Source organism: uncultured Microbacterium sp. (genome assembly GCF_963524805.1).
Classification (GTDB): domain Bacteria; phylum Actinomycetota; class Actinomycetes; order Actinomycetales; family Microbacteriaceae; genus Microbacterium.
This window is the reverse complement of sequence record NZ_CAURGG010000003.1, coordinates 209,995-223,779: the sequence shown is the minus strand read 5'-3', so window position 1 is coordinate 223,779 and position 13,785 is coordinate 209,995. Positions and strand designations below refer to the sequence as shown.

Annotated in this window: 10 protein-coding genes; 8 read left to right on the top strand and 2 right to left on the bottom strand. The window is 69.8% G+C overall.

Annotation, left to right across the window (positions count from 1 at the left end; genetic code table 11):
• Positions 1-17: 17 nt before the first annotated feature.
• Both RWQ91_RS08585 and RWQ91_RS08580 read right to left on the bottom strand, forming a co-directional pair.
• Complete coding sequence (locus RWQ91_RS08585) at positions 18-1,616, bottom strand: FGGY-family carbohydrate kinase (protein ID WP_314504837.1); 1,599 nt, start codon at positions 1,614-1,616, stop codon at positions 18-20.
• Between the two features lie 148 nt (positions 1,617-1,764).
• Positions 1,765-2,763, bottom strand: coding sequence for a LacI family DNA-binding transcriptional regulator (locus tag RWQ91_RS08580; protein WP_314504833.1), 999 nt, complete (start codon positions 2,761-2,763; stop codon positions 1,765-1,767).
• A 259-nt stretch (positions 2,764-3,022) separates the two neighbouring features.
• Here RWQ91_RS08580 and RWQ91_RS08575 point away from each other — a divergent pair, with 259 nt between their 5' ends.
• The 8 genes from RWQ91_RS08575 (at position 3,023) to RWQ91_RS08540 (ending at position 13,782) form a co-directional block, all read left to right on the top strand.
• Positions 3,023-4,009, top strand: a complete 987-nt coding sequence (locus RWQ91_RS08575) for an ABC transporter substrate-binding protein (RefSeq protein WP_314504830.1) — start codon at positions 3,023-3,025, stop codon at positions 4,007-4,009.
• Positions 4,010-4,130: 121 nt separating this feature from the next.
• Positions 4,131-5,666, top strand: coding sequence for a sugar ABC transporter ATP-binding protein (locus RWQ91_RS08570; RefSeq protein WP_314504827.1), 1,536 nt, complete (start codon positions 4,131-4,133; stop codon positions 5,664-5,666).
• Positions 5,663-6,712 carry an ABC transporter permease gene (locus RWQ91_RS08565; RefSeq protein ID WP_314504825.1) on the top strand — a complete coding sequence of 350 codons (1,050 nt, stop codon included), beginning with the start codon at positions 5,663-5,665 and terminating at the stop codon, positions 6,710-6,712. Before RWQ91_RS08570 ends, RWQ91_RS08565 begins: the two co-directional genes overlap by 4 nt.
• Complete coding sequence (locus RWQ91_RS08560) at positions 6,709-7,731, top strand: ABC transporter permease subunit (protein ID WP_314504824.1); 1,023 nt, start codon at positions 6,709-6,711, stop codon at positions 7,729-7,731. The genes RWQ91_RS08565 and RWQ91_RS08560 overlap by 4 nt, the downstream gene beginning before the upstream one ends.
• 76 nt (positions 7,732-7,807) lie before the next feature.
• Entirely contained in the window at positions 7,808-9,370 is a 1,563-nt protein-coding gene (locus tag RWQ91_RS08555; protein ID WP_314504823.1) for a sugar ABC transporter ATP-binding protein, read from the top strand.
• Positions 9,367-10,389 carry a LacI family DNA-binding transcriptional regulator gene (locus RWQ91_RS08550; protein ID WP_314504820.1) on the top strand — a complete coding sequence of 341 codons (1,023 nt, stop codon included), beginning with the start codon at positions 9,367-9,369 and terminating at the stop codon, positions 10,387-10,389. Before RWQ91_RS08555 ends, RWQ91_RS08550 begins: the two co-directional genes overlap by 4 nt.
• 9 nt (positions 10,390-10,398) lie before the next feature.
• Positions 10,399-12,822 carry a glycoside hydrolase family 2 TIM barrel-domain containing protein gene (locus RWQ91_RS08545; protein WP_314504817.1) on the top strand — a complete coding sequence of 808 codons (2,424 nt, stop codon included), beginning with the start codon at positions 10,399-10,401 and terminating at the stop codon, positions 12,820-12,822.
• A gap of 117 nt (positions 12,823-12,939) precedes the next feature.
• Positions 12,940-13,782: an NAD(P)-dependent oxidoreductase gene (locus RWQ91_RS08540; protein WP_314504814.1), complete on the top strand. Its 843-nt coding sequence runs from the start codon at positions 12,940-12,942 to the stop codon at positions 13,780-13,782.
• Positions 13,783-13,785: the final 3 nt, after the last annotated feature.

The window sequence follows — 13,785 nt, the reverse complement described above, 5'->3', positions numbered from 1 at the left end:
GACACGAGAGTCAGGGATCAGAGGGCTTCGACGGCCGCGCGCTCGACGGCGAGGCCGGCACGGTAGCGGTCGAGGTAGGCGGCGAAGCCGGCGACGTCGCCCGCCTCGGGGTCGACGACGTGGATGCCGGCATCCACGAAGACGCGATCACCGAGGTAGCCGGCCAGATCGGTGTCGGAGGCGTGCGCGAGGTAGGACGCGAGCACGGCGATGCCCCACGCTCCGCCCTCGGACGCGGTGTCACCGACTGCGACGGGGGCGTTCAGCGCGCCGGCGAGGAAGCGCTGTGCGACGCCGGCGGTGCGGAACATCCCTCCGTGGGCGAACATGCGCTCGAGCTGCACACCCTCGTCGTCCAGGACCCGCATGCCGAGCGCCAGCGTCGCGAAGACCCCGTACAGCTGCGCGCGCGCGAAGTTGCCGAGCGTGAGTCGGCTGTCGGGGGTGCGCACGAAGAGGGGCCGCCCCTCGTCCAGACCGGCGATGGGCTCGCCCGCGAGGTGGTTGTAGGCGAGCAGGCCGCCGGCATCCGCCTCGCCCTGCAGCGCCTCGCGGAAGAGCACGTCGAAGGCGGCATCGGCATCGAGCGGACTTCCGGCCGCGGCGGAGAACCGCCCGAAAAGCCCCGCCCACGCCGCCAGCTCGCTCGCGCCGTTGTTGCAGTGCACCATCGCCACCGGGTCTCCGGCAGGAGTCGTGACCAGGTCCAGTTCGTGGTGCACCTGGGCGAGCGGGCGCTCGAGCACGACCATCGCGAAGATGCTGGTGCCGGCGCTCACGTTGCCGGTGCGCGGCGCGACGGCGTTGGTCGCGACCATGCCGGTGCCGGCATCGCCCTCGGGGGGACAGAACGGGATGCCGGGCCGCAGCGCTCCGGTCGGATCCAGCAGTGCGGCGCCCTCGGGGGTCAGCTCCCCTGCCGGCCGGCCCGCGACCAGCACCTCGGGGAGCAGCTCCCGCACACCGCCCGGCACACGGGCGCCGACCAGGCCGTCGTAGCGGGCCACCAGTTCGGCGTCGTAGTCGCTGGTCGCCGGGTCGATCGGGAACATCCCCGAAGCGTCGCCGACGCCCAGCACCGAGCGGCCCGTGAGCTGCCGGTGCACGTAGCCCGCGAGCGTGGTGAGCGACCGGATCTCGGGCACGTGCGGTTCGCCGTCGATCACGGCCTGATGCAGGTGCGCGATCGACCAGCGCAACGGGATGTTGACGCCGAACAGCTCGCTGAGCTCGGCCGACGCCGCCCCCGTCGTCGTGTTGCGCCACGTGCGGAAGGGCGCGAGCAGCTGGTCGTCGGCGTCGAAGGCGAGGTAGCCGTGCATCATCGCCGAGATGCCGATCGCGCCGGTGGTCTCCAGTCCGACCCCGTGTCGCCGCTGGATATCCGCCGCCAGGTCCGCGTACGCCGCGCGGACGCCCAGCCAGACATCGTCGAGCGAATACGTCCACACCCGGTCCTCGAAGCGGTTCTCCCACTCGTGCGCGCCGACCGCGATCACCGTGGCGACATCATCGATCAGGCACGCTTTGATGCGCGTGGAGCCGAGCTCGATCCCGAGCGAGGTGCCCCCGCCGAGGATCGCCTCACGGGCGGCATCAGCGGTCGGACTGTTCACGGTGGTCTCCTCGTCGAGTGACGTGTTCGATGCATGTTACCGGTAACATCCGTGTCGGCCAACCCTCGCTTTCGCGAGCGCGCCAGATCAGCGCAAGGGGAGCCCCCGCCGGGCGCGGGAAGCCGATGCCCCGGCGAGCCTGCAGCGGCTATCGCGCCGGCGCGGACGAGGCCCGCCGAAGGAGCGCCGGGGCGGCGGGCGCGGCGGGCGGGTCCAGCCCGAGCACCGCGGCGATGCATCGGGCGGCCTCGCCGGCGATGTCGAGCCGGACCGTGGTCAGGGCGGGCCGATAGAACGCGGCATCCGGGTTGTCGTCCACTCCCACGACGCTCATCCGTGCAGGCACCGCGATTCCCTGATCGGCGAGTCCGGCGATCAGCCCGAGTGCCATCTGGTCGTTGGCGGCGAAGACCGCCGTGGGGCCGCCCTCACGTGCGGCCCGGGCGACCGCGGCCGCTGCCGCGAAGCCCGATGCCGCGCTCCAGTCTCCGCGCCACACGCCCGCCGGCCGCAGGCCCCGAGCGGCGAGTGCCGCATCGAAACCCTCGGCACGCGCGAGCGCCTCGAACCAGTCGTCGGGCCCCGCGAGGTGGCCGATCCGCTCGTGTCCGAGCTCGGCGAGGTGCGCGACCGCGAGAGACGCCGCGTCCCGCTGCAGGGCGTCATCGTCCGCGCCATGCAGGCCGATGACCGGAAGATTCGGGGCGGCACCGGTTAGCGCCGTCATCGTGCGGGCATGCGGGGCGAGCACTACGACGCCGTCGACTCCCTGAGCCTGCAGGTGCTGCACGGCCTCGACGACCGCCGACTCGTCCGCCGCGTCCGCGTACGCCGCCGTCACCCATCGTCCCGCCGCGCGGGCTGCCGCCTCGAGCGCGATCACGCCGGTGGCCGGGCCGTACATCGCGGCATCGGAGACCAGGATGCCGATGGTGCGCGTCCGGCGGGTGCCGAGGGCGCGGGCGGCGTTGTTGACGCGGTAGTCCAGCGCCTGCATGGCGTCGAGCACGCGCTGTCGCGTGTCATCCCGGATGCCGGGGTGGTCATTGAGGACCCGCGAGACCGTCTGCGTGGAGACCCCGGCGGCGCGGGCGACCTCCCGCACGCCGATGCGGCCGGCGGGGCGCGCGCGCAAGTCGTCGTGCATGACCGTCAGGCTACTGCGCAACCTGCGTTCGAGAACGCACACCAGGGTCCGGACAGCTGAATGTGATCGCTCACTGCGGCCACACCCCGCGGTGCCGAGCGAGAGTGGTCGCGAGCCTACGCCGCCTGCGTTACCGAAATGTTACCGCTCACATCTTGTGGAGATGTGGAATGTGAAGGCTAACATTCAGTCACGACACGGGCATCCGTGAAGAAGACCGGCAGCGGTGCCGGAACCCGAACGAGGAGGTTTGGCGGATATGAACAAGAAGATCCTCGCCGGCGGTGCCCTGCTGGCAGCGTTGGCACTGGTGGCGACCGGCTGTGCCGGAACGAGTGGCGACGGCGACTCCGGCGATGCGGGTGGTGACGGCCCCATCACGGTCGGCTTCGCCCAGACCGGGTCGGAGTCGGGATGGCGCAGCGCCAATACCGAGTCGATGAAGACGGCCTTCTCGACCGAGAACGGATTCGAGCTCACGTTCAACGCGGCCGACAACGACACCGCAGCGCAGATCGCCGCGGTTCGCGACTTCATCAACCAGGGCGTCGACGCGATCGTCATCGCTCCGATCGTCGAAGACGGCTGGGACGACGTGCTGCAGGAAGCGGCGGATGCCGGCATCCCGGTGGTGCTCGAGGACCGCACGGTCTCGGCATCCGACGACCTCTTCGCCAGCTGGGTGGGCCTGGACTTCAAGAAGGAGGGCGTCACGGCGGGCACGTGGGCGGCCGAGACGTTCGGTGACACGGCCACGAAGATGGTGGTGCTCGAGGGCACCACCGGATCCGCGCCGGCGAACGACCGCGCCGCGGGCTTCGACGAGGCGATCGCCGACACGGCCATCGAGAAGATCGACTCCCAGACGGGTGACTTCACCCGCGACGGCGGCAAGACCGTCATGGAGGGCTTCCTCCAGAAGTACGGCGTCGACGGCATCGACCTGGTCTACGCGCACAACGACGACATGGCACTCGGCGCGATCGAGGCCATCGAGGCAGCCGGCGCGGTGCCGGGCGTGGACATCCAGATCGTGTCGATCGACGCGGTCAAGGACGGCATGCAGGCCCTCGTGGACGGCAAGATCAACTACATCGTCGAGTGCAACCCGCTTCTGGGCGAACTCGCCGCCGGGCTGGTCAAGGACGTCCTGGCCGGCAGCGACGTCGAGAAGAAGGTCTACGTCGAGGACCAGTCCTTTACGCAGGAAGAGGCCGCCAAGGTCATCGACTCGCGGCTGTACTGAGCACATCACACCTCACCCCGACCGATCCTGTAACAAGGTAGGTCAGAGCACTCGCCGGGGGGCCGCCCAGGTCCCCCGGCGATGTGCCCACGATGAAGCTCGGGAAGGCAGCTGAATCACCATGTCCGCGGACACCGCAGTCCTGCCGGTCGTCGAAATGACCGGGATCACCATCCGCTTCCCCGGCGTCCTGGCGCTGGATGCCGTCGACTTCTCGCTTCGCCCCGGCGAGGTGCACGCTCTCATGGGCGAGAACGGCGCCGGCAAATCGACCCTCATCAAGGCCCTCACCGGCGTCTACCCGGTGGATGCCGGAACCATCCTGGTGAGCGGGCAGGAGCGCAGCTTCGGCAGCACCGCCGACGCCCAGAGCGCCGGCATCTCGACCGTCTACCAAGAGGTCAACCTCTGCGCGAACCTCTCCGTCGGCGAGAACGTGATGCTGGGGCACGAGCCCCGGCGTGCGGGCCGCATCGACTGGAAGAGCGCGCACGCGCAGGCCGCTCGGCACCTGCAGAGCCTCGGTCTGTCGATCGACACGCGCTCGATGCTCTCGAGCCACTCGATCGCGATCCAGCAGCTCGTGGCCATCGGCCGGGCGATGGTGCTCGACGCCAAGGTGCTCATCCTCGACGAGCCGACCTCGAGCCTGGACCGCGGCGAGGTGGAACAGCTCTTCACCGTCATCCGCGACCTGCGCGACCGCGGCGTCGCGATCCTCTTCGTCAGTCACTTCCTCGATCAGATCTACGAGATCTCCGACCGCATCACGGTGCTGCGCAACGGCCAGCTCGTCGGGGAGTACCTCGTCGGCGACCTGCCCCGCGGCGAGCTGGTGACCAAGATGATCGGGCGCGAGCTCGATGAGCTCGCCGCCCTCGCATCCGTCGCCGACCGGGTGATCGACCGCAGCGGCGCACCCGTCCTGCGCGCCACCGGCATCGGACGACGAGGAGTGCTCGAGCCCGCCGACATCGACGTCTTCGAGGGCGAGGTCGTCGGCATCGCCGGCCTGCTCGGCTCGGGGCGCACCGAACTGGTCAGGCTGCTGTACGGCGCCGACCGGGCCGAGAGCGGACAGATCGAGGTGAACGGCAAGCCCGCCAAGCACGCGTCTCCGCGCCAGGCGATCGAGAACCGCATCGCCTTCTCGTCGGAGGACCGCCGGGCTGAGGGCATCATCGCCGACCTCACCGTCGCCGAGAACATCGTGCTCGGCATCCAGGCACGAAGAGGCGCCCTGCGCAAGATCGGCAAAACCGAAGCGGATGCCGTCGTGAAGGAGTACATGGCCGCTCTCGGAGTGCGGCCCGGCGACCCCGGCATGCTCGCCGGCAACCTGTCGGGCGGCAACCAGCAGAAGGTGCTGCTCGCCCGGTGGCTGGCCACAGCGCCCGAACTCATCGTGCTCGACGAGCCGACCCGCGGGATCGATGTCGGCGCGAAGGCCGACATCCAGCGCAAGGTCGCGGAGCTGAGCGCGAACGGCCTGTCCGTCGTATTCATCTCCTCCGAGCTGGAAGAGGTGCTCCGGCTCGCGCAGCGCGTGATCGTCATGCGCGACCGCCGCAAGATCGGCGAGCTCGACTCGAGCGGTGCGACCATCGAGGGTCTCATCGACTACATCGCCAACGAGGGACAGGAGAGCGCAGCATGAGAACGATCGTCCGCCACCGGCTGTTCTGGCCGGCCGTCGCGCTGCTCACCCTGATCGCGATCAACACGATCGCCCGCCCGCAGTTCATCCTCATCACGATCCGCAACGGCGAGCTCTACGGCGCGCTGATCGACATCCTCCGCAACAGCGCGCCGCTCATGCTCGTCGCGCTCGGCATGACGATCGTGATCGCCACGCGGGGCATCGACCTCTCGGTCGGCGCGATCATGGCCGTCTCGGGCGCGGTCGCCCTGACGATCATCGACGGATCGCCCGAACCCGGGAGCCTCGGCACCGTCCTGGTGGCGCTCGTGGTCGCGCTCGTGGTCGCGCTCGTGCTCGGGGTGTGGAACGGCTTCCTGGTCGCCGTCGTCGGCATCCAGCCCATCATCGCCACTCTGGTGCTGATGCTCGCCGGGCGCGGTGTCGCACTGCTGATCACGGAGGGCTTCATCACGACGGTCAACAGCGGCCCGTACGAGTTCATCGCCACGGGCTACCTCGTGGGACTGCCCTTCGCGCTGCTGATCTCGATCGCCGCGATCGCCGTGATCTCGCTCGTCGAGCGACGCACGGCGCTCGGCGTGCTCACCGAAGCGGTCGGCATCAACCCTGAGGCCAGTCGTCTGGCCGGCGTCCGCGCGCGGGGCATCGTGTTCAGCGCCTACGTCGCGAGCGGCCTGCTGGCCGGCATCGCGGGCATCATCTACAGCTCCAACATCCGGGCGGCGGATGCGAACGCCGCCGGCCTGTTCATAGAGCTCTATGCGATCCTCGCCGTCGTGCTGGGCGGAACCTCGCTCATGGGCGGCAAGTTCACGATCGCCGGCACGGTGATCGGAGTGCTCACGATTCAGACACTGGAGGCCACCATCCTGTTCCTCGGGGTTCCCTCGGCCCAGAGCCCGGTCTTCTTCGCCCTCGTCGTGATCGTCGTGGTGCTCGTGCAGTCCCCGCGCCTGCACGGCTGGGCCCGGTCTGCGATCCGCAGCGCGCGGTCGCGCTCGGCATCCGATACCGGCAACCGAGCGGAGGTCGCGTCATGACCAAGAGCATCGACGTGGCGCCCCGCCGCCCCACGCAGACGCCGTCGCGCTACGCGACCTTCATGAGCCGGCGGGCGTCGCTCATGCCGACCTTCGCCGCCGTGGCGATCCTGATCGTGCTGCTGATCAGCGCGCAGGCGCGGTTCCCGAAGTTCCTCAGCCCCGGCAACATGTCGGCGCTCCTGCTCGACAACGCCTACCTGGTGGTGCTCGCGGTGGGCCTGACGTTCGTGATCCTGACGGGCGGCATCGACCTGTCGGTCGGGTCCGTCATGGCCTTCACCGGCATCCTCGGGGCGAGCCTGCTCGCCCAGGGCACCCCGGCGATCATCGCGGTGCCGGTCATGCTCATCGCGGGCGCACTGATCGGCCTGCTCATCGGGGTGCTGGTGCACTACTTCAACGTGCAGCCGTTCATCGCCTCGCTGGCGGGACTGTTCCTGGCCCGGGGACTCGCGTTCGTCGTGAGCCTGTCCTCGATCCGCGTCGAGGACCCGGCTGTGCTGTGGCTGCAGCGCACTCGGTTCCACCTCGGCGGCTGGTACATCACCCCGACCGGGATCATCGCGCTGCTGGCCGTGGCGATCGCGTTCGCCGTGCTGATGTGGACGCGATTCGGCCGGACGGTGTACGCGATCGGCGGCGGCGAGCAGTCTGCGCGTCTGATGGGCCTGAACGTCGCGCGCACCAAGATCGCGGTCTACGTCATCAGCGGCGTCTGCGGCGGCCTTGCCGGTCTGCTCCTCACCGCGTATTCGGGGGCGGGCTACCCCCGCAACGGCATCGGCACCGAGCTGGATGCGATCGCGGCCGTTGTGATCGGCGGCACCCTGCTGACCGGTGGCACCGGGTACGTCCTCGGGTCGCTGATCGGCGTGCTCGTCTACGGCACGATCAAGAAGGTCATCTCGTTCATGGGCGCCGAGCAGGCGTGGACGCAGATCATCATCGGCGCGCTGCTGCTGCTGTTCATCGTCGTGCAGCGCGTGATCGTCACCCGCTCGCAGGGACGAAGATAGCCGCCCGCGGGCGAAGGCAGGAGAGATCACGCCCGAGCTGAGCGGCCGCGCGCGCTTCCGACAGGATAATGGCCTGATGGAGGAGCCGCGGCCGCTGCTGCAACTGACCGGAGCCACGGTGCGGTTCGGCGCGGAAGCCGCGATCGACGGCGTCGCGTTCCGCATGTTCCCCGGCGAGGTGCACTCGCTGATGGGAGAGAACGGCGCCGGCAAGTCGACGCTGATCAAGGCGATCACCGGCGCGATCCCGCTGGATGCGGGCGTTCTGCGGATCGGCGACGACGTCGTCCGGTTCCGGACTCCCCACGATGCCCAGGCGGCCGGCATCAGCACGGTCTACCAGGAGATCGATCTGCTGCCGAACCTCACCGTGGCGGAGAACATCTGCCTCGGCCGCGAGCCCCGCCGGTTCGGTGCGATCGATTGGGGCGCGATGCGCGAGCGCGCCCGAGCGGTGCTGACCGACCTCGGGCTCGACATCGATCCCGCCTCGGTCCTGGGCACGCACTCGCTCGCCGTGCAGCAGCTCATCGCGATCGCGCGGGCGATCTCGACCGACGTGCGGGTGCTCGTGCTCGACGAGCCGACCTCGAGCCTCGACGTCGACGAGGTGGCCGAGCTGTTCCGCGTCATGCGCGACCTCACCCAGCGCGGCGTCGCCATCCTGTTCGTCTCACACTTCCTCGAGCAGGTCTACGAGATCTGCGATCGCATCACCGTTCTGCGCGGCGGCCGCCTCGTGGGCGAGTACGTGCCCTCCGAGCTGCTGCGCATCGACCTCGTGCAGAAGATGCTCGGACGCAGCGCCGCCGAGCTGGGCACCCGGGCCCGCTCCGAACCGGCGCCGCCCGAGGCGACGCCCGTGATCCAGGGCACGGACATCACCCGAGCCCCCGGCATCCACGGCGCCACGGTGGGACTGGCGGAGGGCGAAGTGCTGGGCCTCGCGGGGCTGCTGGGCTCGGGCCGCACCGAGCTGGCGCGGGCGATGTCGGGGATCGACAGATTGGATGCCGGGATCATCACGATCAGCGGACAGCCGGTCGATCTGACCAGCCCTCGCCGGGCCATCTCGCTCGGGGTCGTCTACTCCTCGGAGAACCGGCGCACCGAGGGCATCATCAGCGAGCTCAGCGTGCAGGAGAACATCACGCTCGCCCTGCAGGCCGAGCGCGGCATCTTCCGGCGGATGCGGCCGCAGCGGCGCAGGGAACTGGCGATGAGCTGGATCGAAGCCCTCGACATCCGCCCGGCCGATCCCGACCGCCGCGCGGGAACGCTGTCGGGCGGCAACCAGCAGAAAGTGCTGCTCGCCCGGCTGCTCGCGCTCTCGCCGCGCATCATCGTGCTCGACGAGCCGACCCGCGGAATCGATGTCGGCGCCAAGGTCGAGATCCAGAATCTGGTGGGCGAGCTGGCGGACAACGGACTGTCGGTCGTGTTCATCTCCGCCGAGCTGGAGGAGGTGCTCCGCGTCGCGAACCGGGTCGCCGTCCTGCGCTCCGGCCGCGTCGTGGAGACGCTCCCCTCCGAGTCCCTCACGGTCGATTCCCTCATGGCCCTGGTCGCCCAGCCGGACGAATACAGCGAAGTCGCTTCGCTCGCGGCATCCGATCCGTCGGACGGACGCACCGAGTGAGTGAGGACAAGTCCGCGCGCGCGGCGAACATCTTCGACGTGGCGCGCCTGGCGGGCGTATCGCACCAGACCGTGTCGCGCGTTCTCAACGATCTTCCGAACGTGCGCCCGGCGACGCGAGAGCGGGTCGAGCACGCGATCGCGCAGCTGCGCTACAGCCCCTCCCCCGCCGCGCGCGCGCTCGTCACCCGCCGCACACGCACGATCGGACTCGTGGCACCGGGGGTCTCGGACTTCGGTCCGACCTCGATCGCGATGCACTTCAACTTCGCCGCCCGATCGGAGCGGTACAACGTCGAGACCGTCAGCGCGCTCGACCCCGACCCGGAGGGCGTGCGCGCCCTGATCGAGGGGCTGCTGCGCCAGCGGGTCGACGCGATCGTGCTGATCGTCGTCGACGTCGGAGTGCTCGAGGTCGTCCGGGGACTGGATCTGAGCATCCCGGTCGTCGCCGCGGCCTCGACGGGCAGGCGGAGCCCGCTGATCGTGTCGATCGACCAGTATCGCGGGGCCCGCGCGGCGGTGCGACACCTCGCGGAGCTCGGGCACACGCGCATCCTGCATCTGGCCGGCTCCTCGCGCGCCCCCGATGCGCTCGAGCGCGTCCGCGGCTGGCGGGACGAACTCGCGGCCCGTCAGCTCGAGACGATCGAGCCGGTCTTCGGGGACTGGTCGGCTGCGAGCGGACACCGCCTCGGGGCCGACCTGGACATCCCGCCGGGCACGGGGATCTTCGCGGCGAACGACCTCATGGCGATCGGCCTGCTCTCGGCGCTTCGCGAGCGGGGGCTGCGCGTGCCCGAAGACGTGAGCGTCGTCGGTTTCGACGACGTGCCCGAGGCTGCGTACATGTTCCCGCCGCTGACGACGATCCGCCAGGACTTCGCGGCGCTCGGCGAACTCATCATGCAGAAGGTGCTGGTCGCGGTCGAAGAGCCCGACAGTGTGACGGAGGACACTCCCCTGCCCACGCACCTGATCGTGCGTCAGTCGACGGGCGCTCCGGGAAGTTACCGGTAACATCGGCGTATGATCCGCCTCCCGTTCAACGACGACTGGACCGTGGGGCCGAAACTGGGCGCCTTCGAAACGCCCGATGCCGGCACGGCTGCGCGAGCGGTGACCCTTCCGCACGACGCGCAGCGCGACCTGCCGCGCACCGCCGACAGCGACCAGGGCGTGCACGCGGGGTACCACCCGGGCGGCGTCTTCGAGTACGCGAAGTCCTTCGACGTGCCCGCCGACTGGCGTGCGAAGACCGTGGTGGTCGAGTTCGAGGGCGTCTATCGCGACGCCGTGGTCTTCGTGAACGGCGAGTTCGCCGCCCACCAGGCCAACGGCTACGCGGCCTTCGCCGTCACCCTCGACCCGTACCTGCGCTTCGGCGAGCTCAACCGCATCACCGTCGAAGCCCGCGTCCACAAGGACAGCCGATGGTACACGGGCGCCGGCATCTACCGCCCCGTGCACCTGATCATCGCCGACCCCACCCACATCGCACTCGACGGCACCGCGATCACCACGCCCGACATCGACCCCGAGCGCGCCGTGATCTCGATCGCGACGGTCGTCGAGAATGCGGCCCGCCACACCTCGCTCACGCGCCTGAGCTGGAGCGTCCTCGGCCCGGACGGCACCGAGGTCGCCTCCGCCTCTGCGCCGGTCACCGTGCTGCCGGGCGCGTCGGCGACAGCCCGGATGCGAGTGAGCGTGCCCGACCCCCGGCCCTGGCACCCCGACTCGCCGGCCCTGTACTCCGTGCACGCGACCCTCGCCCAGCTCGACGGAACGGTGATCGACGAGGAGACGACGACCTTCGGCATCCGTCGCCTGCAGCTGGATCCGCTGCACGGTCTGCGCATCAACGGTGAGACTGTGAAGCTGCGCGGCGCGTGCGTGCACCACGACAACGGCCCGCTGGGTGCGGCGACGATCGGCGCCGCCGAAGACCGCCGGGTGCGGCTGCTGAAGGCCGCCGGCTTCAACGCCCTGCGCAGCGCCCACAATCCGATGAGCCGCGCGATGCTCGACGCCTGCGACCGGCACGGCGTGCTCGTGATGGACGAGCTGACCGACGTCTGGACTCGGTCCAAGACCGCCTTCGACTCCTCGCTCACCTTCGCCGAGCGCTGGCGGGACGACGTCGCCGCGCTGGTCGTGAAGGACCGCAATCACCCGAGCGTCATCATGTACTCGATCGGCAACGAGATCCTCGAGCTCGCGACCCCGATCGGCGCCGGCTGGGGCCGCGCGCTCGCGGAGGAGTTCCGCGCCCGGGATGACACGCGCTATGTGACCAACGGCATCAACGGCATCATCGCAAACCTCGAGCACATGAAGGACGCCATGGACGAGGCGATGGCCTCGGACCCGAACACCATGATGGCGGAGATGGGCGAGCAGATGTCGCTCATGAATGCCTCGAGCCTGGTCACCGAGTCGACCGAGGAATCGGCATCCGTCCTGGACGTCGTCGGATTCAACTACGCCGACTCGCGCTACGCCCTCGACGCCGAGCTGTTCCCGCATCGGGTCATCGTGGGGTCCGAGACCTTCCCCGCGCGCATCGACACCATGTGGGACCTCGTGACGCGGATGCCGCACGTGATCGGCGATTTCACCTGGACCGGCTGGGATTACATCGGAGAGGCCGGCATCGGCCGGGTCGATTACACCGATGTCGAGGGGTACGCGCCGACCGGCACGTCCGGTCCCTACCCCTACGTGCTCGCCGAAACCGGTGACATCGATATCACCGGCTACCGGCGCACGATCTCGTACTACCGCGAGATCGTGTTCGGTCTGCGCTCGGCGCCGTACATCGCGGTGCACAGACCGCAGCACCACGGGCGGCCGACCGCGCTGACCCCCTGGTCGTGGGACGACGCGGTCGCGAGCTGGACCTGGGCGGTCGAGCCGGGGTCGCCGGTGCGGGTGGACGTGTACAGCGATGCGGACGAGGTCGAGCTGCAGCGCGACGGCGCGAGGGTGGCGGTGGCGCCCGTGGGAACCCACAAGCCCTTCATCGCCCGTTTCGAGACGGAGTACCGCCCCGGCGAGCTCGTCGCGATCGCCCGCCGCGACGGCATCGAGACCGGTCGTCACACGCTGCGGACCGCGGGGACCCCGCAGCTGGCGCTGTCGGCAGAACGCACCGCGATCGCGGCCGACCCCGATGACCTCGCCTTCGTCGAGATCGTGCTGGCGGATGCCGCCGGCACGACGGTCGTGGATGCCGACCGTGTCGTGAGCGTCGAGATCGATGGCCCGGCAATCCTGGCCGGCCTGGGCACCGGGCGTGCGCGGACGGAGGAGTCCTTCGGGGCGACCCGGGTCACCACGTACGACGGTCGGGCTCTGGCCGTGGTCCGCCCGACGGGCGCCGGGTCGATCACCGTCACGGTGAGCGGGGACGGCGTCGAGGCAGCACGCCTGACGATCACCGCCGGCTGATCGGGCGACCACGCCGGAGGAGATACGCAGACCGGAGGACCGTTCTCGCCGGTTCGATCCTCCCCTTTGCGCATCTCCTCCGCTCCACGTGCCGCGCGCCCGTGACAGGCTGGAACCATGCGCATCGCACTCACCGGCTCGACCGGCAAACTCGGCTCCGTCGTCCTTCGCGAACTGAGGGATGCCGGACACGAGGTCACGGGCCTGGACATCGTCGGCCGCCGCGAGCCGGGATTCCTGCAGGTCGATCTCGCCGATTACGGCCAAGTGACCGACGCCCTGGGCGGGGTCGATCGCAGCGACGTGTTCGACGCGGTCGTGCACCTGGGCGCGGTGCCGGCACCGGGCATCCGCACCGACGTCGCCACCTTCCACAACAACATGACCAGCACGTTCAATGTGTTCTGGGCGGCCGTCCGCCTCGGCATCCGTCGCATCGTGTACGCGTCGAGCGAGACCGTTCTGGGTCTGCCGTTCGACGTGCCGCCGCCCTACATCCCGGTCGACGAGGAGTACGCGGCGCGTCCCGAGAGCGTCTATTCGATCGTCAAGGTGCTCGAGGAGCAGCTCGCGACCGAACTCGTGCGCTGGCATCCCGACCTGTCGATCACCGCGCTGCGGTTCTCGAACGTCATGGTGCCCGAGGACTACGCCGAATTCCCGTCCTTCGACGCCGACGCGCGGGCGCGCAAGTGGAACCTGTGGGGCTACATCGATGCCCGCGACGGCGCGCAGGCGATCGAGCGCGCGCTCCAGGTGGCGCCGCCCGGGTTCGACCGGTTCATCATCGCCGCGGCCGACACCGTGATGTCACGACCGAATGCGGAACTGGTCGCCGAAGTGTTCCCGGACGTACCGCTCTCGGCCGAGTTCGGCCCGAACGACACGCTGCTCTCGATCGCCAAGGCGCGTCGGCTGCTCGGGTACGAGCCGCAGCACTCCTGGCGCGACCACCTCTAGCGG

Bases quoted from the DNA above. Each gene is read 5' to 3' on its own strand.
- RWQ91_RS08580 (WP_314504833.1), bottom strand. From the start codon at position 2,763: ATGCACGACGACTTGCGCGCGCGCCCCGCCGGCCGCATCGGCGTGCGG.
- RWQ91_RS08575 (WP_314504830.1), top strand. From the start codon at position 3,023: ATGAACAAGAAGATCCTCGCCGGCGGTGCCCTGCTGGCAGCGTTGGCA.
- RWQ91_RS08570 (WP_314504827.1), top strand. From the start codon at position 4,131: ATGTCCGCGGACACCGCAGTCCTGCCGGTCGTCGAAATGACCGGGATC.
- RWQ91_RS08565 (WP_314504825.1), top strand. From the start codon at position 5,663: ATGAGAACGATCGTCCGCCACCGGCTGTTCTGGCCGGCCGTCGCGCTG.
- RWQ91_RS08560 (WP_314504824.1), top strand. From the start codon at position 6,709: ATGACCAAGAGCATCGACGTGGCGCCCCGCCGCCCCACGCAGACGCCG.
- RWQ91_RS08555 (WP_314504823.1), top strand. From the start codon at position 7,808: ATGGAGGAGCCGCGGCCGCTGCTGCAACTGACCGGAGCCACGGTGCGG.
- RWQ91_RS08545 (WP_314504817.1), top strand. From the start codon at position 10,399: ATGATCCGCCTCCCGTTCAACGACGACTGGACCGTGGGGCCGAAACTG.
- RWQ91_RS08540 (WP_314504814.1), top strand. From the start codon at position 12,940: ATGCGCATCGCACTCACCGGCTCGACCGGCAAACTCGGCTCCGTCGTC.